This is a genomic window from Duganella sacchari (assembly GCF_900143065.1).
Taxonomy (GTDB): Bacteria; Pseudomonadota; Gammaproteobacteria; order Burkholderiales; family Burkholderiaceae_D; genus Rugamonas; species Rugamonas sacchari.
The window spans coordinates 209,762-231,200 of sequence record NZ_FRCX01000006.1 but is presented as its reverse complement, the minus strand read 5'-3'; the positions used below and the strand labels follow the sequence as shown (position 1 = coordinate 231,200).

Sequence of the window (21,439 nt, the reverse complement as noted above, 5' to 3'; positions counted from 1 at the left end):
ATTTACCATGTCTGGTTATTTGCAAGGAAACGAACTGGCCGCGGGCCAACAGCCTGCTTCCGCCACCGCACCTGCACCGGCCAAAGCGGTCGTGAACAAAGCCGTCACCGTGAACACCCTGGCCACGCTGCGCGGCGCCGGTGAAAAAATCACCATGCTGACCTGCTACGACGCCAGCTTCGCCTCACTGATGGACCGCTGCGGCGTCGAGATCCTGCTGATCGGCGATTCGCTGGGCATGGTCTGCGCTGGTCATCAATCGACGCTGCCGGTCACCGTCAACGACATCGCCTACCACACCGCTTCCGTCGCGCGCGGCACCAAGTCGGCGATGATCGTTGCCGACCTGCCGTTCGGCGCCTACGGCACGCCGGAAACCGCCTATGCCAACGCCGTGCAGGTCATGCAGGCGGGCGCGCACATGATCAAGATCGAAGGCGGCGCATGGCTGGCCGACACCGTCAAATTCCTGACCGACCGCGCCGTGCCGGTCTGCGCCCACCTGGGCCTGACGCCGCAATCCGTGCACCAGCTGGGCGGTTACAAGGTACAAGGCAAAACCACCGAAAGCGCCGACCTGCTGAAAGAAGACGCGCTGAAACTGCAAGCCGCCGGCGCATCGCTGGTGGTGCTGGAGGCGATTCCTTCGGCGCTGGGCAAAGAAGTGACCGACCTGCTGGCGATTCCAACCATCGGCATCGGCGCCGGCCCGGACTGCTCCGGCCAGGTGCTGGTGATGCACGACCTGCTGGGCGTCTTCCCGGGCCGCAAAGCACGCTTCGTGAAAAACTTCATGGAAGGCCAGACCAGCATCGACGCCGCGTTCAGCGCCTACGTCACCGCCGTCAAAGACGGCAGCTTCCCATCGCTGGAACACTGCTTCTAAACCAAGTTCGGGGTCAGTGCCGACATTCGGACATTTCTTTTATGGAATGTCCGAATGTCGGCACTGACCCCGAATTTCTATAGGGCTGTCAGGCAGTCGTTGAATGCGTCCAGAAGTTGAGTTATGTCGGCGTTGGTCGTCTCTGGACAAACCAGTAGCATGTTGTGGAAGGGTGTGATCAGCAGGCCGCGGTTGAGCAGGTAGAGGTGGATCACTTGTTCCAGTTCGCCGTCCATGGCGGCGTGGGCTTCGGTGCCGCTGCGTGGCGCTGTGGCGCTGAACTGGAATTCGGTGCGGGCGCCGATTTGCGTGACGCACCATGGTAGCTGGTGGCTTGCGACTACTGCACGCAAACCGTCTGCCAGTTGGCCCGCCAGCGCGAACATGTGCTGGTAGGCTTGCTCGGTCATCACCTCTTCCAGGTTCGCGCGCATTGCCGCCATGGCGAACATGTTGGCGCTCAGTGTGGTGCCAACGCCGGAGTGGCCCGGCGGGGCGCTGCGTTTGGCGTGTTCTACACGACGCGCCAGTTCTTCCGTGAATCCATACACTGCGCAAGGGACGCCGCCGCCGATTGGCTTGCCGACGACCAGCACATCTGGCTGCATGTTGTGCGCGCGGGCGTAACCGCCTGTGCCGCTGCTGATGGTGTGCGTTTCGTCGATCACCAGCAACGTGCCATGGCGCTTGATGAGCTGCTGCGCAGCTTCCCAGTAGCCCAGCTGCGGCAACACCATGCCGATGTTGGTCATCACCGGTTCGGCCAATACGCAAGCGATGTCGCCCTGCGCCAGTGCTGCCTCCAGCGCTGGTAGATCGTTGAACTCCACGACTACCGTGTGGTCGGTCAACTTGTGTACCTGGCCAAGCAGGCTATCGCGCTGCGTCGGCACACCGTCGACCAAGTCGACAAACACGTCATCCACAGTGCCGTGATAGCAGCCGTTGAAAACCAGGACTTTGCTGCGCCCCGTTGCGGCACGCAGCCAGCGTAGTACGAATCGGTTGGCGTCGGACGCGGATAAGGCGAACTGCCAATATGGCAGGCCAAAACGCCGCGACAATTCGGCCGCGACTGGCCCGGCATCTTCTGACGGCAGCATCGCCGTGTAGCCGCGCGCTGACTGGCGGGCGATGGCGCGCGCCACCGGCTGCGGCGCGTGGCCGAACATGGCGCCCGTGTCACCCAGGCAGAAGTCGACATACTCATGGCCATCCGCATCGCGGAAGCGGGCGCCCGAAGCGTCGCGGACGGTGAGCGGGAATGGCGTCGACCAATCGTTCATCCAGTGCATAGGCACGCCAAACAGCAGGTTCCGCGCGGCCTCTTCGGCCAACCGTGCCGATTCGGGATTGCGGGCGACATAGCTGGCCCGCTCCGCCGCAGCAAGCGCCTGCACGCGTTGCCAGTTCAGGCCTGTGCGCGTGCTCATACCAGCAGCATCAAGTGCTCGCGCTCCCACGAGCTGATTACGCGGCTGTAGGTGGCGAATTCCAGTTCCTTCACCTCGCAGAACGCCTGCACAAACAGCTCGCCCAGCATTTCGCTCAATGGCTTGCATTCGCGCAGACGCTGGATGGCATCTTCCAGATTGCGTGGCAGCTGGTCGTGCACGTGCTCCGCACTGCCTGAAGTCGGCGCAGATGGTTTGAGACCCTGTGTCATGCCGAGGTAGCCGCAGGCCAGCGTGGCGGCCATCGCCAGATAGGGGTTCACGTCCACGCTTGGTACGCGGTTTTCTACGCGCCGATTAATCGGCGCGGAATTCGGCACGCGTATGCCGCACGTGCGATTGTCATAGCCCCAATGCACATTGGTCGGCGCCGACATGAAGCGCGACAGGCGACGGTAGGAATTCACATGCGGCGCAAACAGCAGCGTGGCAGGTGCAATATACTTTTCCAGCCCGGCGATATAGTTGAAGAACAAATCGCTGGCGTCGCCGTCCTTGCGCGAGAAGATGTTATCGCCGCTGGTCGTATCGAGCACGCTCTGATGGATGTGCATTGCGCTGCCCGGCTCCGTCTCCATTGGCTTGGCCATGAAAGTGGCAAAGATCCCGTGCCGCAGCGCCGTCTCGCGCACGGCGCGCTTGAACAGGAACACGCGGTCGGCAAGTTCCAGCGCCTCGCCGTGCGTGAAGTTAATCTCCATTTGCCCCGCACCCGCTTCATGGATCAGCGTCTCCACGCCGAGGTCATGCTGCTTGCAGAACGTCGATAGCTCGAGGAAGAAGGGGTCGAAGTCATTCACCGCATCAATCGAATAGGACTGCCGTCCCGATTCTGTTTTGCCGCTGCGGCCCATGGGTGGCGCCAGCGGCTCGTGCGGATTGCTGCTGCGGGCGACCAGATAAAACTCCATCTCCGGCGCCACATCCGGTTGCCAGCCTCGATCCTCGTACATCTTGAGCACTCTGCGCAGTACGGCGCGCGGCGACAGGCCTACCGGTGAGCCATCGAAATTCTGGCAATCGTGGATCACCAGTGCGACGTTCTCCGCTGCCCATGGCACCTGCCGCAGCGTTGCCAGATCAGGAACGCAGATCATATCGGGGTCCGTCGCGCCAACGTAGGGCAGGTTGTTCGGCTGTTCGCCGTTGACGGTGTTCAGCAACACACTTTTTGGCAAGCGCATTTCGCCTTCGCGGAGGAACAGATCCTTGGGCAGGATCTTTCCGCGCGCGATGCCAGTCATGTCCGCGATAACGCACTCCACTTCGTGGATGTTGCGCTCGCGTAGAAAGTCCTTCATGGCCTGGCTCATCGCATCCCCCTCAGAAGCGGTTTAGATAGCGCCCGGTTTCCCAGGCGCTGACGTGCTGACTGTACTCTATCCATTCAGCGCTTTTCAGCGCGGTGAATTCATTGACAATATTCGCGCCAAGCGCCTCGGTCAACACGCTGTCCGCCTTTAGCGCCGCAGCTGCCGCGCCCAGGTTTTGCGGCAGCAGTTGCAAACCCAACCCGGCACGCTGCGCATCGTTCATCTCGTAGACGTCATGATTAACCGGATCACCAGGATCAAGTTGACGGTCTATGCCATCCAGTCCGGCCGCAATCACACCTGCAAGCGCGAGGTAAGGATTGGCGGAACTGTCAGGCAGGCGCCACTCGATGCGCTGATGCACGGTGCGCGCCACTACCGTGCGATTATTGTCGCCATAGCCGATGAACGCCGGCGCCCAGCTTGTGCCGGACAACGACTGCCCGCACATCAGGCGCTTGTATGAATTGACGGTGGGTGCACACAGCGCCGTCAGCGCGGGCGCATGATGCAGCAGACCTGCGAGGAACTGATAGCCCAGCGGCGAGAATCCCAGATCACGGCCCTGCAGCTCCGCACCATCCGCCGCACCGTGAGCGAATATCTGCCTGCCATTCGCGTCAGCGAGCGACAAATGGAAATGCAGCCCGCTGCCGGGGCGCTCGGCAAATGGCTTGGGCATCATGGAAAACAGCATGCCCTCTTCTTCCGCAATGTGATGCGCGGCCATCTTGAACAGCATGAAGTTGTCCGCCGCGCGTAGTGCATCGGCGTAGTGATAATTGACTTCAAACTGGCCCGTCGCGTCTTCATGGTCAATCTGATAGACGCCAAGGCCACACTCATTCAGGGAGGTCGTGAGCTTGTCGAGGAAGGTGCGTTGACGCAGCAAGCTCCTGGTATCGTAGGATGGCTTCTCCAGCGCGTCACCAGCTTCGGCGTCGTAGCCACCTGCACTTTTTTGCAGCAGGAAGAACTCTGGTTCCAGGCCAGCATTCAGCGTCCAGCCACGGGCTGCCAATCGCGCTACCTGTTTGCGCAGGACTTGACGCGGGCAAGCATCAAACTGTTCGCCCGCCACATGACCATCCAGCACCACACGTGCATAACCGGGTAGCCACGGCATGGACTGCAAGGTGGTCAGGTCCGCGCGTCCATAGTATTCCGAGCGCGGACCATTGCGCGGCAAGCCGGTTCCCCAGATCGATGGCCCCGAAAATCCAGCCCCCGGCATGGCGATATCGCCCAGCTGCACCAGTGGCACCAGCTTGCCTTTCGCCGCGCCGTGAATATCCGTAAATTGCGCAAAGACGTAACGCACGCCTTGCGCCGCCAGCTCCGCTTGCAGTTCCGCTATCCTATTTGTATCCATGTAGTCTTCAATTCTGTGTACTTGTCAAAGGCGTGCAGCGACTTGTCGCGGCCATTGCCAGATTGCTTGTAGCCGCCAAAAGGCACGGTAATATCGTCACTGTCATACTGGTTGACGTGCACCGTCCCTGCACGCAGCGCACGCGCTGTCTGTATCGCCTTGCTCATATCCGACGTCCACACGGCAGCATGCAGACCGTAGCTGGTGGCATTCGCCTGCCGTACCGCCTCACGCACATCGCTGAAACTCAACACCGACAGCACCGGTCCGAAGATTTCTTCACGCGCGATAGTCATGCTGCTGTCCACCTGATCGAACAACGTCGGTTCGATGTAGAAGCCGCCCGTCCCGGTACGCGCCTGCTTGCCGCCTGCGAGCAGCTTGGCGCCATCCGCATGGCCGGATTCAATATAGCCCAACACCGTCTTGAGCTGCGTGGCATCTACGATCGCACCCATGATCGTGTTCTCGTCTAGCGGATCACCCGGTTCAAAGGCTGGCACCATGGCAAGCGCCTTCTCCATGAAGCGCTCTTTGATGGAAGCCTCCACAAACAGGCGTGAAGGCGCATTGCAGCTCTCGCCCTGATTAAAGAAGATCGAACCGATGGCCGATTCCACCGCAGCGTCGAGATCCGGACAATCCGCGCAAACGATGTTGGCCGATTTGCCGCCCAGCTCCGTCCAGGCCCGCTTGAGATTCGACTGCCCCGCCATCTGCATGATCTGCTTGCCCACACGCGTGGAACCGGTAAAGCCGATACAGTCCACATCCATATGCAGCGCCAGCGCCGATCCAGCCTCCGCACCGTAACCCGGCAGCACATTGAACACACCGGGCGGAATGCCTGCCTCCAGTGCAATCTCCGCCAGGCGCAATGCCGTCAACGGAGATTTCTCCGAAGGCTTGAGTATCACGCTATTGCCCGCTGCAAGCGCAGGTGCGATCTTCCACGACGCCATCAGCATGGGGTAGTTCCACGGTACGATGGCTGCCACCACGCCGACTGGTTCGCGCGTAATCAGCGCCAGACTGTTGGCGGGCGTCGGTGCGATCTCGTCGTAGATCTTGTCAATCGCCTCGCCATACCAGCGGATGCAGTTGGCAGCGCCGCCAACATCCACCGTCTGGCTGTACTTGATGGGTTTCCCCATGTCCAGCGTCTCGAGCAGCGCCAGCTCCTGGCCGTACTTCTGCATCAGGTCCGCAAACTTGATCAGCACACGTTTGCGCTGCGCAGGCGACTTGCCCGCCCAGCGGCGGTCTTCAAACGCCGCGCGCGCCGCTGCGACAGCCGCATCCACGTCAGTGCCATCGCAGCGTGCCACCATGCCCAGCTTGCGGCCATCGATAGGCGACAGATTCTCGAACTGCTGTCCGGACTTTGCCCACACACGTTCGCCGTTGATGAAAGCGCGGCCATCTGCCTGGACTGCGGCAGCCTTGTCATGCCAGTTAATCGTCATCGTATTCTCCTTATACCCAGCCGCGCTCTTTCAGATCCGCGTAAGTCAGATCAAGGCAATGGCGTATCAGCGCCAGCATTTCGTCGATCTGCGCCGTGGTCAGCACCAGTGGTGGCGCGATAATCATGCGGTCGCCGACGGCGCGCATGATCATGCCATTGCCGAACATGTAGCCACGGCAGATCATGCCGACCGCCTGCGATTCATCGAAGGCCACGTTGTCGTGTACCGTCGCGCCTTTGCTACGCACCAGGTTCAAGCCGGCCACAAAGCCGCAGCTGTTCGCGTAACCTACCAGCGGATGGTCTGCCAGCTCCACAAAGCGCTTCTTCAGATAGGGTCCGGTGTCGTTGGCTACGCGGTCGATCAGTTTTTCATCTTCAATGATGCGGATATTTTCCAGCGCCGCAGCGCAAGCCACCGGGTGGCCGGAATACGTGAAGCCGTGATTGAACTCGCCGCCCTGCTCGATGAGCACCTTGGCCACGCGGTCGCCAACCAGCACGCCGCCCAGCGGCACATAACCGGAGGTGACGCCCTTGGCGAACGTAATCAGGTCCGGCTTGATGCCAAACAGCTCGGACGCGAACCAGCGGCCCACACGGCCAAAGCCGCAAATCACTTCGTCCGCAATCAGCAGGATGCCGTACTTGTCGCAGATACGCTGTATCTCAGGCCAGTAAGTCGACGGTGGAATAATCACGCCGCCCGCGCCTTGAATCGGCTCGCCGATAAACGCCGCCACCTTCTCCGGCCCTACCTCCAGTATCTTCTTCTCCAGCCAGGAAGCAGCCTCGATGCCGAAAGCTTCCTCCGTCATGCCTTTGCCCGACTCCAGATAGTTAGGCTGTTCAATATGCACGATACCCGGTATCGGCAAGCCGCCCTGTTCATGCATGCCTGACATGCCACCCAGCGAAGCACCGGCCATGGTACTGCCGTGATAAGCGTTGTGGCGGCTGATGATGGTGTGGCGCTCCTTGTGGCCCAGCACATCCCAATAACGGCGCACCATGCGCACGTTGGTGTCGTTGGCTTCCGAGCCGGAACCGGTAAAATACACATGATTGAACTGCGGTGGCGAAATCTGCGCCAGCTTGGCTGCCAGTTCCACCGCCGGCAGGTTGGTGGTGTTGAAGAAGCTGTTATAAAACGGCAGTGTCTCCATCTGCTTGTACACCGCCTGCGAAATGCTGGTGCGGCCATAGCCCACATTCACACACCACAGCCCCGACATGCCGTCGATGATTTTCTTGCCGTTCGAATCCCACAGATAAATGCCTTCGCCGCGCACCATCACGCGCGCGCCCTTCTCGCCCAAGGCCTTGTGATCGGTGAAGGGATGGATGTAGTGCGCCGTATCGAGCTTCTGGATAGCGCTGGTATCGTAGTTAGTCATAGACTGGCTCCTTAAACGTGCAGCAGCAGGTGCTCGCGCTCCCACGGACTGATGACGGTCATGAATTCCTGATGTTCCAGATCCTTGATGGCGGCGTAGACGTCAATAAACCGCTCGCCCAACACCGTGCGCAGGCGGTCTTCTGCGCGCAGCGACTGCAGCGCTTCCGGCAAGCCTTGCGGCAGCTCGATCTTCAGGTCATAGGCGCTATCAGTGGTCATCGGCGTAGGATCAATCTGATCGATCATGCCAAGGTAGCCACAGGCCAGCGTGACCGCGAGTGCCAGATACGGATTGGCATCCGCGCCGATAATACGGTTCTCCACGCGGCGATCCTGCACGCCGGACTCCGGCACACGGAAGCCCACCGTACGGTTATCCATGCCCCACTGAATATTGATCGGCGCCGCCGTGTGGCGCACGATGCGGCGATAGGAATTTACATATGGCGCCACAATCGCCATCGCCGACGGCATGTAGCGCTGCAAACCGCCGATGTAGTGCTTGAACAGCGGCGAGGCCGAGCCATCATCTGCGCTGAAGATGTTCTTGCCGGTCTTGCTGTCCACCACACTCTGGTGGACGTGCATCGCCGATCCCGGCTCGCCAGCCATCGGCTTGGCCATGAAGGTCGCGTACATATCGTGCTTGAGCGCTGCTTCGCGCAAGGTGCGCTTGAAGAAGAACACCTTGTCCGCAAGGCCCAGCGGCTCGCCGTGCAGGAAGTTAATCTCCATCTGGCCTGCGCCAATTTCGTGAATCAGCGTATCGACGTCCAGATTCATCAGGTCGCAATAGTCGTAGATGTCTTCAAACAGCGGATCGAATTCATTCACCGCGTCGATGCTGTAGACCTGGCGGCTGGTTTCAGCACGGCCGCTACGGCCAATAGGCGGTTTCAGAGGCAGGTCAGGATCGCTGTTCTTGGCGGTCAGGTAGAACTCCAGTTCCGGCGCCACGACTGGCTTCCAGCCTTTGTCCGCATACAGTTTGAGCACGCGGCGCAGCACGGAGCGCGGCGCAAAGTCGACCAGGCGACCGTCTGCAAAGTAGCAGTCATGGATCACCTGTGCGGTCGGATCGGTGGCCCATGGCACCATCGTGATGGTGGTCGGATCGGCCTTCAGAATCATGTCGCGGTCGGTACTGGAGATGGCGCGGTCGTAGCCCGCATCTTCCGTTGGATAGTTACCGGTCACGGTCATGCCCAGCACCGCCTCAGGAATACGCATGCCGCGCTCCTGTGTAAATTTACCGCGAGGGAGGATCTTCCCGCGTGCCACGCCAGTCAGGTCGGGCACCAGGCATTCAATTTCCGTGACGTGCTTCTCGTTCAGCCACAGGTCCATATCGGTGTAAGTAAAATTTTCTCGAATTGCCATTTGCTTCTCTCATTAGTTTTTATCGGGTGGCCTTGTAGGCGCGGCAGGCGTCGCCAAAGGCTCTGAATAATTTGACGGAGTCCGGGTTCTCGGAAAAGCGCCACTCTGGATGCCACTGTACCGCGAGCGAAAATCCTTTGGCGTCCGCCACACGGTAGGCTTCGACCAGGCCATCATCAGCATGTGCTTCGGCCACGAGGCCAGGCGCCAGCCGGTGGATGCCTTGCCCGTGCAGCGAATTGACCATGATCTCGGCGGCTCCGCCCAGTAACTGCGTCATGCGCCCGCCAGGATCCAGCAGCACGCGGTGCGATGGTGCGTATTGCTGGTCCAGTGTATGCTCCTTGTGCTCACGGTGATCGGCCATGCCAGGCACTGCATGCACCGCCTGGTGCAGCGAACCGCCCAGGGCCACATTCACTTCCTGAAAGCCGCGGCAAATCGCCAGCATCGGAATACCGCGCTTGATGGCAGCGCGTATCAGCGGCAGTGTTGTGGCATCGCGGGCCGCATCTTGCGGCAGCGAAGGATCAAGTACGTCCTCGCCATATAAGCTGGCATGGACATTGGATGGAGAGCCGGTCAGCATGATGCCATCGGCCAGCGCCAGTAGCGCTTCAAAGTCAGTGTTTGCGCCCAATGCGGGCACGATCAGCGGCGTGCAGTGCGCGCCGTCTGCCACCGCCGCCACATATTTAAGCTGCGCGGTGTGATACGGATGTGCGCCAATCCGATTGACGCACGCAGGAACCAAAACGATAGGGCTACGCATAGGAGCTTTCATCTATTTGATTTGACTCAATAATATGCTTTTTTTGGTATTATTGTTAGCACCACTTTTTGATCTTTGATAGAACCACTTTCCAGATGTCCCCAACTTCCGACCTGCTTGCGCACGCACTGGCGCAAACCAGTTTCCATCCTCGCCTATCGCAGCAACGCCGTCTTTATGAGGCAGCAAAGGATGCGATCCATCAGCAGCAGCTGGGGGCGGGCAGCAAGCTGCCGTCCAGCCGCGATCTCGCGCGTGATCTGGGCATCGCACGCAATACCGTCATCGCCGCGTTTGAACAACTGGCAGCTGAAGGCTATGTCACCAGCGCACAAGGCAGTGGCACCTATGTGGCGGATTTGCAAGCACATAGCGCGTCCATGCGCGGCACTGGGGTGCAACCCAAAGGCCGGACGTCGGCACGCGCAGCGCCACGTGCTGCGCTGCTGTCAAAGCGCGGACAGGAATTGACCAGCTACGCGGCCGGCCCGCAATTCGAGATACAGCCTTTTGCAGCGGGCGATCCTGACTTTTCCACGTTCCCGTTCAAGCTGTGGCAACGGCTGCAAAACCGCGTCTGGCGCGAAGCCCGCAACGACCTGCTGGACTATGGCCAGTCCGGCGGTCATCTGCCACTGCGTCAGGCAATTACTGAATACCTGCGCATCTCACGCTCGGTCAAGGTGGAAGTCGAACAGGTGATGATTACGGGCGGCACGCAGCAATCGCTGGACCTGTGCGCGCAACTGCTGGCCGATGCGGGCGACACCGCCTGGGTCGAGAATCCATGCTACTGGGGTGCGCGCCGCGTGTTTCAGGCGCGCGAACTGAAACTGCGGCCGATCACGGTGGATGGCGACGGCATGGCGCTGAATGCATCCGACCTCGCCACCAAGCCGCGCCTGATCTACGTCACGCCATCGCACCAGTATCCAACGGGAGCGGTGATGAGCCTCGCACGCCGCCGCGAGCTGCTGGATGTCGCCTTGCGCAAGGACGCGTGGATACTGGAGGACGATTACGACAGCGAATTCCGCTACACCGGCCGGCCGCTGGCCGCGCTGCAAGGCCTGGATAACGATGACCGCGTGCTTTACATGGGCACCTTCTCCAAGGTGCTCTACCCCGGCATCAAGGTCGGTTATCTCGTGGTGCCGCCGGCCTTGATTCCGGCCTTCCGCAGCGCGCTGTATGACTTGCAGCGTCCCGGTCAACTGACCGTGCAGGCCACGCTTACGGACTTCATCACGCTGGGCCACTTCACCGCCCATGTGCGCAAGATCCGCCAGACCTACGGCGCGCGCCGTGAACTGCTGCGCCGTTTACTGGCGCAGCGGCTGCCACAAGGCGTCACCATCTCCAAAGAAGAATCGGGCCTGCATCTTGTGATTGAACTGCCGGACCAGGTTGACGACGTCGCCCTGGCTCAGCGTGCGGCCGCAGAGGAGATTTCCGTCAAGGCGCTGTCCACGTATTACATGAAGCCTCCGGTGCGGCGCGGCCTGCTGGTCGGCTACGCCTACTGTACGCCGGAACAGATCACCGACTACGGCCGCCAGCTGGGCACCATCATCGCAGCGGAGGTGCAAGCATGAAGAATATGCCATGGCGTGATTTCAGCGCACTCGTTGCCAGCATTGGCGTCGTCGGCCTCGGCTTGGGCGCGACCATTCCGCTCACCGCACTGACGCTGGACCAGCGCGGTATCGGCTCCGGCATCATCGGCATCATGACGGCGATCAGCGCGTTCGGCATTCTGGCCGCCGCGCCTTTCGTCTCGCGCTGGGTGGCAGTACATGGGCCGCGCGGCTGCATGATAGGCGCAATCATCATGGCTGCGCAGTCCACCGCGCTGATGGAAGCCACCGACAGCCTGCTGGCATGGGGCGTATTGCGTTTTATATTTGGCGCCTGCATGGGCGTGCTGTTCACCATCGGCGAGGCCTGGGTCAACAACCTGGCGCCAGTGGAGTCGCGCGGTCGCGTGGTGGCGATGTACACCACAGCCTTCACGCTGTTCCAGCTGATCGGCCCCGCCATGGTGGCGGGCCTGAGCGGCAGCGTACCGCTGCCATTTGCATCGTGTGGCGTGCTGTTCCTGCTTGCCCTGCCAGGCATGCTGCTGATTAGCGGCGGCGCGCAAGGCCACGAAGACGAACCACAGGTTGCCTGGCATCGCATCCTGCCGCGCATGTGGATGATCGCCATTGGCGCCGCCTTCTTCGCCATGTTCGACACGGTGGCACTCAGCCTGTTGCCGCTGTACGCCATGCGCCACGGCATAGCGACCGAACTGGCGGTGCTGTCGGCCACCGTGGTGCTGGTCGGCGACACGGCCCTGCAATTCGCCTTCGGCTGGCTGGCCGACCATGTGGGCCGCCGCAAGGTGCACATCGGCTGCGGTATCGCCGTCTGCGTACTGCTGCCCATACTGCCTTTCGCTGCGGGTACGCCATGGCTGTGGTGGACGCTGCTGCTGGTGCTGGGCGCCGTGGCTGGCGCGATCTATATGCTGTCGCTGGTGGCCTGCGGCGAGCGCTTCGACGGCCAATCGCTGGTCGCGGCCAGCGCGGTGGTCAACGCCAGCTGGGGCATTACCAGCGCCGGCGGACCTTTGGTGACGGGAGTGCTCATGCAAACGGCGGGGATCAATGCGCTGCCCGCCGTTCTGTGGTGTGGCGCCGCAATCTTCATTGCCAGCGCCTTCTGGGAATATCGCCAGGGTTACAAGGATTAACCCTTGGCGGCGTTGGCGATCTGCTTCTGGCGCAGACGCTCGGCGCGGGCGATGTACAGGCTGGAAGCGATCACGCCAATCGACACGACCAGAATGGTCAGCGCCGCCACCGCGTTCACACGTGGATCGAGGCCCAGGCGCGCGCGCGAGAAAATCACGATCGGCATGGTCGACGAGCCAGGGCCGGACAGGAAAGCCGACAGCACCACGTCATCCAGCGACAGCGTGAACGTCAGCAGCCAGGCGGAGCCCAGCGCCTGTTTGATATTCGGCAGCGTCACCAGGAAGAACACCTGGAACGGACGGCAGCCCAGATCCATCGCCGCTTCTTCCAGAGACTTGTTCATCTCCTGCAAACGCGATTGCACCACCACAGTTGCATAGGCCATGCCGAGCAGTGTGTGGCCCAGCCAGATCGTGACCAGGCCGCGCTCCGGGAAGCCGAACATCTTCTGCACCGACACCAGCATCAGCAACAGCGACAGGCCGATAATCACCTCGGGCATCACCAGCGGCGCGCTCACCATGCCGGTGAACAGCGTGCGGCCGGCGAAGCGCTGGTAGCGGTCCAGCACAAAGGCGGCAAAGGTACCGAGGATCACCGAGCCGCAAGCCGTCAGCAGCGCAATGCGCAGCGACAGGCCAAAACCGCTGATGATTTCCTGGTCGCTCAGCAGCGCCGTGTACCACTGCGTCGAGAAACCGCTCCACACCATGTCCTGGCGCGAGCTATTAAACGAGAACACCACCAGCACCACAATCGGTATGTACAGGAACAGATAGCCCAGCGACAGCCAGCCGCGCCCAAACCAGCGTTGCAGGAAGTTGGTCATTTACGGCCTCCCTGCTCTGCCTGATATTTGTTGAAGATCGCCATTGGTACAAGAATCAGCAGGATCACCACCACCGTCACCGAAGACGCCAGCGGCCAATCGTTATTGGTAAAGAATTCGTCCCACAGCTGGCGGCCGATCATCAGCGTCTCAGGGCCGCCCAGCAGTTCCGGAATCACGTACTCGCCCACGGCGGGAATGAACACCAGCATGGTGCCGGCGATGATGCCCGACTTCGACAGTGGCACGGTGATGCGCCAGAAAGTCTGCCACGGCGTCGCGCCCAGGTCGGCCGCCGCCTCCAGGAAGCGTAGATCCATCTTCACCAGGTTGGCGTACAGCGGCAGGATCATGAACGGCAGGTACGCATACACCATGCCGATAACCAGCGAGAACTGCGTGTTCATCAGGTGCAGCGGTTCGGTGATGACGCCAATATCGATCAGGAAGCTGTTGAGGATACCGTTGTTGGCCAGGATGCCCTTCCACGCGTAGATACGTAGCAGGAAGGAAGTCCAGAACGGCATCATCACCATCATCAGCAGCACCGGACGTAGCGTCGGCTTGGCGCGCGCCATGAAGTAGGCGAACGGATAGCCGATGATCAGGCACAGCGCCGCAGTAATGGCCGCGAACTTGATGGAGTTCAGATACGTCAGCGCATACAGCTCATCTTCTGCGATGAACAGGTAATTGGCGATTTTGACTTTCAGCGTCAGCACGCCATCGGCCACGGTCATCAGCGTGCCGAAAGGATTGCCACCATTGCTATCCAGATCGGTGAAGCTGATACGTAGCACAATCAGGAACGGGACCAGGAAGGCAAACGACAGCCACACGAAAGGCACGCCGATCACCAGGCTGCGGCCCGGATTCTTGAACAGGTTCTTGAGGAAGTTCATCACGGCCTGCCTTAGCGGGTCAGCACGACGACATCGGCGCCGTCCCACCATGCATACACGCGCTGATCGCGCTTGAGTGCCGATTCATCGTGGCGCGCCGCATTGGTGCGCGAAACCTTGAGCACCATGCCGCTGTCCAGCGTGATGTGATAGCTGGTCTCGTTGCCGAAGTAAGCGATGCCACTGACCAGACCCTGCACGCAGTTATAGCCGTGTTCCACCGCTTTGGCGCGCTGCTCCTGCGTTGGCGCTTCGGTTTGCAGCGCGATCTTCTCGGGACGCACCGCCACCGATACCGGCATACCCATGGTGCCGGTAATGCCGTGGGTGACGTAATGCCGGCCTTCCGGCGTATCGATGATGACGTGGTCCGCTTCATCGACGGCGACGCTGCCGTTGAACAGATTGACGCTGCCGATAAAGTCGGCAACGAAGCGGCAATTCGGCGTTTCGTAGATCTCGTCCGGCGCACCAACCTGCAAAATGCGGCCAGCGCTCATCACAGCGATGCGGGTGGCCATGCTCATGGCCTCGTCCTGGTCGTGGGTCACCATCACGCAGGTCACGCCCACTTCTTCGATGATGCTGACCAGTTCCATCTGCGTGCGCTCGCGCAGCTTCTTATCCAGAGCGCCCAGCGGCTCGTCCAGCAGCAGCAACTGCGGACGCTTGGCCAGCGAACGCGCCAGCGCCACGCGCTGCTGCTGGCCGCCCGACAGCTGGTGCGGTTTGCGCTTGGCGTAGTCGGTCAGCTGCACCAGCGACAGCATCTTTTCCACGCGCGAGGCGATTTCGTCCTTCGGCAGGCCGTCACGGCGCAGGCCAAAGGCGATGTTGTCCCAGACCGACAGGTGCGGGAACAGCGCATACGACTGGAACATCATGTTAATAGGGCGCTGGTATGGCGGTACGCTGACGATGTCCTGGCCGGCCAGCGTAATGCTGCCAGAGGTAGGCGTCTCAAAGCCCGCCAGCATGCGTAACAGCGTCGACTTGCCGCAGCCCGAGCTGCCCAGCAGTGCGAAGATTTCGCCCTTGTTGATCGCGACCGAGACGTCATTGACGGCACGGACGCCGTCGAATTCCTTAACCAGGTTGCGGATCAGGAGGAAAGGTTCAGCAGCTCGCTCTATGGTCATGTTATTAAAAAAGTAAAATAATATTTGCCGAACCGGTGATTATAAAGGCAGCGCTCAAACATGCAGCAATAAGTGTTCCCGCTCCCACGGGCTGATGACGGTCATGAACTCCTGGTGTTCCAGTTCCTTGATCGCGGTGTAGACGTCGATAAAGCGCTCGCCCAGCACATTACGCAGCCGGTCCTCCTGCCGCAACAGCGTGAGCGCCTGCGGCAGGCCTTGCGGCAGTTCGTATAAATGGTCGTAGGCGCTGCCGTTGTACATGGGCGTCGGCTCCAGCTGGTCGACCAGGCCCAGATAGCCGCATGCCAGCGTCACCGCCATCGCCAGATAGGGATTGGCGTCGGCGCCGATGATGCGGTTTTCCACGCGCCGCTGCTCCACACCGGAGATTGGAATGCGGAAGCCCACGGTGCGGTTATCCATGCCCCACTGGATGTTGATTGGCGCCGCCGTATGGCGCACGATGCGGCGATACGAGTTCACATACGGCGCCAGTATCGCCATCGCGGCTGGCGTATAGCGCTGCAGACCGCCGATGTAGTGGCGGAAGTGTGGCGACGGTGAGCCATCCGGCAAGTTGAAGATGTTACGGCCCGTGGTGGCATCGCTCACGCTTTGATGCACGTGCATGGCCGATCCGGGTTCTCCCGCCATCGGCTTGGCCATGAAGGTGGCGTACATATGATGCTTGAGTGCCGCCTCGCGCAAGGTGCGCTTGAAGTAGAACACATTGTCGGCCAGCGCCATTGCATCGCCGTGCTGGAAGTTAAGGCCCATCTGGCCCGCGCCGGTTTCGTGGATCAGCGTGTCCACGTCGAGATTCATGAGCGCGCAGTAGTCGTAGATATCTTCAAACAGCGGATCGAATTCATTGACGGCGTCAATGCTGTAGACCTGGCGCGTGGTTTCGGAGCGGCCGCTGCGGCCTATCGGTGCTTTCAGCGGCAGATCGGGGTCGATGTTTTTTTCGGTGAGATAGAACTCCAGCTCCGGCCCCACCACCGGCGTCCAGCCTTTGTCCGCATACAGTTTCAGCACACGGCGCAGCACGGAGCGCGGCGCGAAGTCCACCAGCGTGCCGTCGGCGAAATAGCAATCGTGGATGACCTGCGCGGTGGGGTCGATGGCCCACGGCACGGTGGTAATGCTGCCGGGGTCCGCGCGCAGGATCATGTCGCGGTCCGTGTTGGAGATGGCGCGGTCGTAGGCCGGATCTTCAGTTGGGTAGTTGCCGGTGACGGTCATGCCCAGCACCGCTTCCGGTATGCGCATGCCGCGGTCCTGCGTAAATTTGGCGCGCGGCAGAATCTTACCGCGTGCAACGCCTGTCAAATCAGGCACCAGGCATTCGATTTCAGTGACTCGATTATCGTTGAGCCACTGGTCCATATCAGCATCGGAGAAGTTTTCACGGATAGACATGCGCGCGCTCTTTTTCTGTGATCCAGCGATCGACAGGCCTAGCTTACCATAATCACAACCTTATTTCTGCTGCCTCCGTGCGGGTTTGTACCAGTATCTTCTTGATCTCCGGGACGCACGAACCGCAATTTCCGCCTGCTTTCAGGCAGGCTGTCACCTCCGGCACCGTCTTTAGATCCTTTTCGCGGATGGCGTTGCAGATGGTGTTGCGGCCGACGCCAAAGCAGGAGCACACGGTAGGCCCGGTATCCGCGCCCTTCTCAACCGGCATGCCGACCAGCAGGCCAACGCGATCGATCTCACTCAGTTGTTCTTTGACGAACAGGCTGGCCAGCCAGGCACGCGATGGCATGTCCTGGCGCGGCGACATGAAAATACATTGTTCGATGCGGTCGTTCACCATGTGCACGGCACGGTACACGCCAGCGGTCTTGTCCTCGTACTCCAGCCAGTCGGCATCAGGATCACCGACGCCCAACAGGCCGCGCGCCCAACCGCTGTAGTCCTTGACGCTGTTGCGGCCCGCGAGTTCGTAGCGCGCGAACTCGCGGCCCTGAATGCGCGTCCAGTGGGCGATGCTGTCTAGATTGATCGCGTCGCGACTCAGGATGAAGCCATGCCAGTTGACGCGGAACTGCTCCACGCGCACCGGCGTGTGTTTGAATTCCGGCTCGCCAGAAACGGGATCGACGACGGGATTCACCAGCGCACCCACGCGGGCGTCAGACGCGTTCTGCCCGTTCCAGTGGATCGGAATGAATACACTGCCGCGCGGGATGCCACCGCCATGCTGCACGCGCGCCACCATGGCGCCCCATTCAGAGGTGATGCGCGCCAGTTCGCCTTCGCGCACGCCGCTCAGGAGCGCGTCTTGCGGATGCATGTCGACAAAGGATTCAGCGATATGGTCGGCCAGCGTGGCGGACTTTCCAGTGCGGGTCATGGTGTGCCATTGGTCGCGCACACGGCCCGTGTTCAGCGACAGCGGGTAGTCCTCGCTGACGGCATGTTTCGGCAGGCGCGGCACGGTGGCGATGAAGCGTGCCTTGCCATCCGCATGGGCGAACACATGATCTTCGAACAGGCGCACATCCACTTGCAGCTCGCCGTTGGCGGTGCGGCGCACCGGCCACTGCGTCGGCTCCAGTTCATCGTACTGCCGTTGATTCAGGCCGCCAAGGCCTGACATATCGAAAGCGCGCGGTACATCGCTAACCGTGTTGCGGAAACCGCTCAGGCGCGCATGTTCGTCAAACACGCCGTGCTGGCCGCAGAAATCAAAGCCGCTGTAGCCCATGCGCTGCGCGAACAGCGACAGGATTTTCCAGTCCGGCAGTGCTTCGCCCGGCGCGGGCAGAAAGGCGCGCTGGCGCGAGATGCGGCGTTCGGAATTGGTCACCGTGCCATCCTTCTCGCCCCAGCCCAGCGCCGGCAGCAGGACGTCGACATAGGCCGTGGTATCAGTGTCCTGCATGATATCGCTGAAAATCACCAGCTCGCACCTGTCGAGCGCGCGGCGCACCTGGTCAGCGTCGGGCAGGCTGACGACGGGATTGGTGGCGATGACCCAGACCGATTTGACCTTGCCGTCCTCAATCGCCTTGAACAGATCAACCGCTTTCAGGCCGCCCTTGTCTGCCATCGCTGGTGACTCCCAGAAGGTCTGCACGACGTCGCGATGATCGGCGCGCTCCAGATCCATGTGCGCCGCCAGCATGTTGGCCAGCCCGCCGACTTCACGGCCGCCCATGGCGTTCGGCTGGCCAGTGATGGAGAACGGTCCCATGCCAGGCCTGCCGATACGGCCACCAATCAGGTGACAGTTGATGATGGCGTTGGCTTTATCCGTGCCTGCCGACGACTGGTTCACACCCATCGAATACGCGGTGATGGTTTTGCGCGTGGCGGCAAACAGTTCGTAGAACTCCATCAGTACCGGCAGCTCGATGCGGCAGATCTTTGCCACCACGGCCGGATCGGCGCAGTCTGCGTAGGCGACGTCGAGCGCTGTTTCGAAGCCGTTGGTATGCTGCTCGACGAAGCGCGGATCGACAGCACCGATGCGCGACAGATAACTCAGCAAGCCATTGAACAGCCACACGTCGGTACCGGCATTGACGGGCAGGTGAAGATCCGCCAGCTCGCAGGTCGCGGTGCGGCGTGGATCGACAACCACCAGCTTCATTTCCGGCCGTGCTTCCCTGGCTTTCATGATGCGCTGGAACAGGATCGGGTGGCACCATGCAGTGTTGGAGCCGACCAGCACGACCAGATCGGCCAGCTCCAGATCATCGTAGCAGACCGGCACCAGGTCTTCGCCAAACGCGCGCTTGTAGCCCGCCACGGCGGACGACATGCACAGGCGCGAGTTGGTGTCGATATTGGCGCTGCCGACGTAGCCCTTCATGAGCTTATTGGCGACGTAATAGTCCTCGGTGAGCAGCTGGCCGGAAACGTACAGAGCGACCGCATCGGGGCCATGTTCGGCGATGATGCGCCGCCATTCGCCAGCGACTTTGTCCAGCGCTTCATCCCACGAGACGCGGCGCAGGCCATCGGCCTCGCGCAGCTGTGGGTACAGCAGACGGCCTTCCAGGCCGACCGTCTCGCCCAGTGCCGAGCCTTTGACGCACAGGCGTCCCTTGTTCGCCGGATGCAGCTTGTCGCCTGCCATGGCGAAGCTGCCATCGTCCTTGGGCGTGGCTTGCACGCCGCAGCCCACGCCGCAGTAGGCACAGGTGGTACGGACAGCCAGGTGGTCGGTAGACAGGGTCAAGATGCTTCTCACTTTGATTCTAGGCAGCCCGGGTGGACAGGGCTTCGCCAAATAACAGGGTCTGCCGGATTGGCGTGATGTCGCTGCGGTTCTGGATCAGGTTGAAGTACCAGGGTCCGTCCTTGACATCGCCATACAGCACGGCCCCAGTGACGCGGTTATCTTTCAGTACCAGTCGCTTGTAGACACCGCGGCGGGCGTCGCGCAGCACCAGGTCTTCGCTGCCCTCGCCACCGATAAAGTCGCCGACCGAGTACAGCTCCACGCCCGTTACCTTCAAGCGGGTCGGCGAGGTCGATTGCACATAGCGGCGAACGCCGACACCGGCGAGGTGCGCGCCGCATACGCGGGCCTGGTCCCAGATTGGCGCCACAAGGCCAAAGGTGGCGCTGCGGTGCTGCACGCATTCGCCGACCGCGTAGACGCGCGGATCGTAGGTTTGCAGCGTGTCGTCAACCACAATCGCGCGCTCGCAGTGCAGACCAGCGGATTTGGCCAGTTCAATGTTCGGGCGTACGCCCGCAGTCATGACGACCAGGTCCGCAGGAATCTCCGTGCCATCCTTGAAGCGCACACCGGTTACGCGGTCCGTGCCAAGGATTTCTTCCGTCTGCGCGCCCATCATGAACCTGAGCCCCTTGGCTTCCAGCGTTTTTTGCAGCAGCAGCGCGGCAGGTTTGTCGAGCTGCTGGTTCATCAGCGTATCGGTCACATGGATCACGGTGACGCTCATGCCCTGACGCTGCAAGCCATTTGCCGCCTCCAGTCCCAGCAGGCCACCGCCGATAACGACCGCATTGCGGTGATTGCGCGCCATCGCCAGCATCTTCTCGACATCCTGAATGTAGCGGAAGGACAGCACACCGTTCAACTGGTGGCCGGGCACAGGAATGATGAAAGGCTTGGAGCCGGTGGCGATCAGCAAACGGTCGTAGCGCACCTCCAGCCCGGAACGGGCGCGCACGATGCGCTGGCGGCGGTCAATATGCGTCACCGGGTCGCCGGCGTGCAGCGTGATGTTGTGCTGTTCATACCACTCACGCGTGTTGAGCATGATGTCGTCAATGCTCTTCTCGCCCGCCAGTACTGGCGACAGCAGGATGCGGTTGTAATTACCGTGCGGCTCGGCGCCAAACACCGTGATGTCGTACATATCCGGCGCTAGCTTATGCAGCTCCTCGACCGTACGCATGCCGGCCATGCCGTTGCCGATCACGACCAGCGCGGGCTTCATAGACCGACCCAGACTTTGCCGCCGTCGATGCGGACAGGATAAGTACCAACGGAATACTCGGGCGCTTCCAGGCACTCGCCTGTTTGAAGGTCGAAGTGCTGCTTGTAGATTGGCGACGCCACGACGATACGTTCCCCAAGCGAGCCGACCAGGCCACGCGACAGCACCGAGGCCTGGGAATTCGGATCGTAGTTATCGATGGCGAACACGCGCGGACCGCCATCGTCAACATGGAACACGGCCACCTGTGCTTCGTTCAGCAAGGCACACACGCCGGTGTTAGGCAAGATATCGTCCAGGTCACACACGGCGATCCAGTGACCGGTTTGAATATCACGATGCATGGTCT

The 21,439-nt window shown here is 61.1% G+C and carries 17 protein-coding genes; 3 read left to right on the top strand and 14 right to left on the bottom strand.

Annotated elements, in window-relative coordinates; genetic code table 11:
- The first annotated feature begins 7 nt into the window (after positions 1 to 7).
- Entirely contained in the window at positions 8 to 886 is an 879-nt protein-coding gene (panB, locus tag BUA36_RS15020; RefSeq protein ID WP_208861895.1) for a 3-methyl-2-oxobutanoate hydroxymethyltransferase, read from the top strand.
- A 77-nt stretch (positions 887 to 963) separates the two neighbouring features.
- Here panB and BUA36_RS15015 read toward each other — a convergent pair whose 3' ends face one another.
- From BUA36_RS15015 to BUA36_RS14985, 7 genes are read right to left on the bottom strand one after another with little or no spacing between them, the layout of a single operon-like run.
- Positions 964 to 2,319 (bottom strand): aspartate aminotransferase family protein, encoded by a 1,356-nt coding sequence (locus BUA36_RS15015; protein WP_072785894.1) that lies wholly within the window; start codon positions 2,317 to 2,319, stop codon positions 964 to 966.
- Positions 2,316 to 3,653: a glutamine synthetase family protein gene (locus BUA36_RS15010; RefSeq protein ID WP_072785892.1), complete on the bottom strand. Its 1,338-nt coding sequence runs from the start codon at positions 3,651 to 3,653 to the stop codon at positions 2,316 to 2,318. The genes BUA36_RS15015 and BUA36_RS15010 overlap by 4 nt, the downstream gene beginning before the upstream one ends.
- A 10-nt stretch (positions 3,654 to 3,663) precedes the next feature.
- Positions 3,664 to 5,025, bottom strand: coding sequence for a type III glutamate--ammonia ligase (gene glnT, locus BUA36_RS15005; protein WP_072785890.1), 1,362 nt, complete (start codon positions 5,023 to 5,025; stop codon positions 3,664 to 3,666).
- Positions 5,007 to 6,491, bottom strand: coding sequence for an aldehyde dehydrogenase (locus tag BUA36_RS15000; protein WP_072785888.1), 1,485 nt, complete (start codon positions 6,489 to 6,491; stop codon positions 5,007 to 5,009). The genes glnT and BUA36_RS15000 overlap by 19 nt, the downstream gene beginning before the upstream one ends.
- A gap of 10 nt (positions 6,492 to 6,501) precedes the next feature.
- Positions 6,502 to 7,890 carry an aspartate aminotransferase family protein gene (locus BUA36_RS14995; protein WP_084560169.1) on the bottom strand — a complete coding sequence of 463 codons (1,389 nt, stop codon included), beginning with the start codon at positions 7,888 to 7,890 and terminating at the stop codon, positions 6,502 to 6,504.
- A gap of 11 nt (positions 7,891 to 7,901) precedes the next feature.
- Positions 7,902 to 9,272: a glutamine synthetase family protein gene (locus tag BUA36_RS14990; RefSeq protein WP_072785884.1), complete on the bottom strand. Its 1,371-nt coding sequence runs from the start codon at positions 9,270 to 9,272 to the stop codon at positions 7,902 to 7,904.
- Positions 9,273 to 9,291: 19 nt separating this feature from the next.
- Positions 9,292 to 10,044 (bottom strand): gamma-glutamyl-gamma-aminobutyrate hydrolase family protein, encoded by a 753-nt coding sequence (locus BUA36_RS14985; protein WP_072785882.1) that lies wholly within the window; start codon positions 10,042 to 10,044, stop codon positions 9,292 to 9,294.
- 95 nt (positions 10,045 to 10,139) lie between these two features.
- On the opposite strand from BUA36_RS14985, the gene pdxR reads away from it, so the two are divergent.
- A complete protein-coding gene (pdxR, locus tag BUA36_RS14980) occupies positions 10,140 to 11,639 on the top strand; it encodes a MocR-like pyridoxine biosynthesis transcription factor PdxR (protein WP_072785880.1) in 1,500 nt (499 codons plus the stop codon).
- Positions 11,636 to 12,781, top strand: coding sequence for an MFS transporter (locus tag BUA36_RS14975; RefSeq protein ID WP_072785878.1), 1,146 nt, complete (start codon positions 11,636 to 11,638; stop codon positions 12,779 to 12,781). Before pdxR ends, BUA36_RS14975 begins: the two co-directional genes overlap by 4 nt.
- Here BUA36_RS14975 and BUA36_RS14970 read toward each other — a convergent pair.
- From BUA36_RS14970 to nirD, 7 genes are read right to left on the bottom strand one after another with little or no spacing between them, the layout of a single operon-like run.
- On the bottom strand, positions 12,778 to 13,614 hold the full coding sequence (locus tag BUA36_RS14970; protein ID WP_072785876.1) for an ABC transporter permease: 837 nt from the start codon (positions 13,612 to 13,614) through the stop codon (positions 12,778 to 12,780). The two genes, BUA36_RS14975 and BUA36_RS14970, sit on opposite strands and share 4 nt — an antisense overlap.
- Positions 13,611 to 14,516 (bottom strand): ABC transporter permease subunit, encoded by a 906-nt coding sequence (locus tag BUA36_RS14965; RefSeq protein ID WP_072785875.1) that lies wholly within the window; start codon positions 14,514 to 14,516, stop codon positions 13,611 to 13,613. Before BUA36_RS14965 ends, BUA36_RS14970 begins: the two co-directional genes overlap by 4 nt.
- Positions 14,517 to 14,527: 11 nt before the next feature.
- Positions 14,528 to 15,655 (bottom strand): ABC transporter ATP-binding protein, encoded by a 1,128-nt coding sequence (locus BUA36_RS14960; protein ID WP_072785872.1) that lies wholly within the window; start codon positions 15,653 to 15,655, stop codon positions 14,528 to 14,530.
- A 54-nt stretch (positions 15,656 to 15,709) separates the two neighbouring features.
- Positions 15,710 to 17,080 (bottom strand): glutamine synthetase family protein, encoded by a 1,371-nt coding sequence (locus tag BUA36_RS14955; protein WP_072785870.1) that lies wholly within the window; start codon positions 17,078 to 17,080, stop codon positions 15,710 to 15,712.
- Between the two features lie 52 nt (positions 17,081 to 17,132).
- Positions 17,133 to 19,856, bottom strand: a complete 2,724-nt coding sequence (locus BUA36_RS14950) for a nitrate reductase (protein WP_072785867.1) — start codon at positions 19,854 to 19,856, stop codon at positions 17,133 to 17,135.
- A 19-nt stretch (positions 19,857 to 19,875) separates the two neighbouring features.
- The gene (locus BUA36_RS14945) at positions 19,876 to 21,090 is read right to left on the bottom strand and encodes an NAD(P)/FAD-dependent oxidoreductase (RefSeq protein WP_072785866.1); all 1,215 of its coding nucleotides are present in this window, start codon (positions 21,088 to 21,090) and stop codon (positions 19,876 to 19,878) included.
- Positions 21,087 to 21,434, bottom strand: a complete 348-nt coding sequence (nirD, locus tag BUA36_RS14940; RefSeq protein ID WP_072785865.1) for a nitrite reductase small subunit NirD — start codon at positions 21,432 to 21,434, stop codon at positions 21,087 to 21,089. Before nirD ends, BUA36_RS14945 begins: the two co-directional genes overlap by 4 nt.
- Between the last annotated feature and the right edge of the window lie 5 nt (positions 21,435 to 21,439).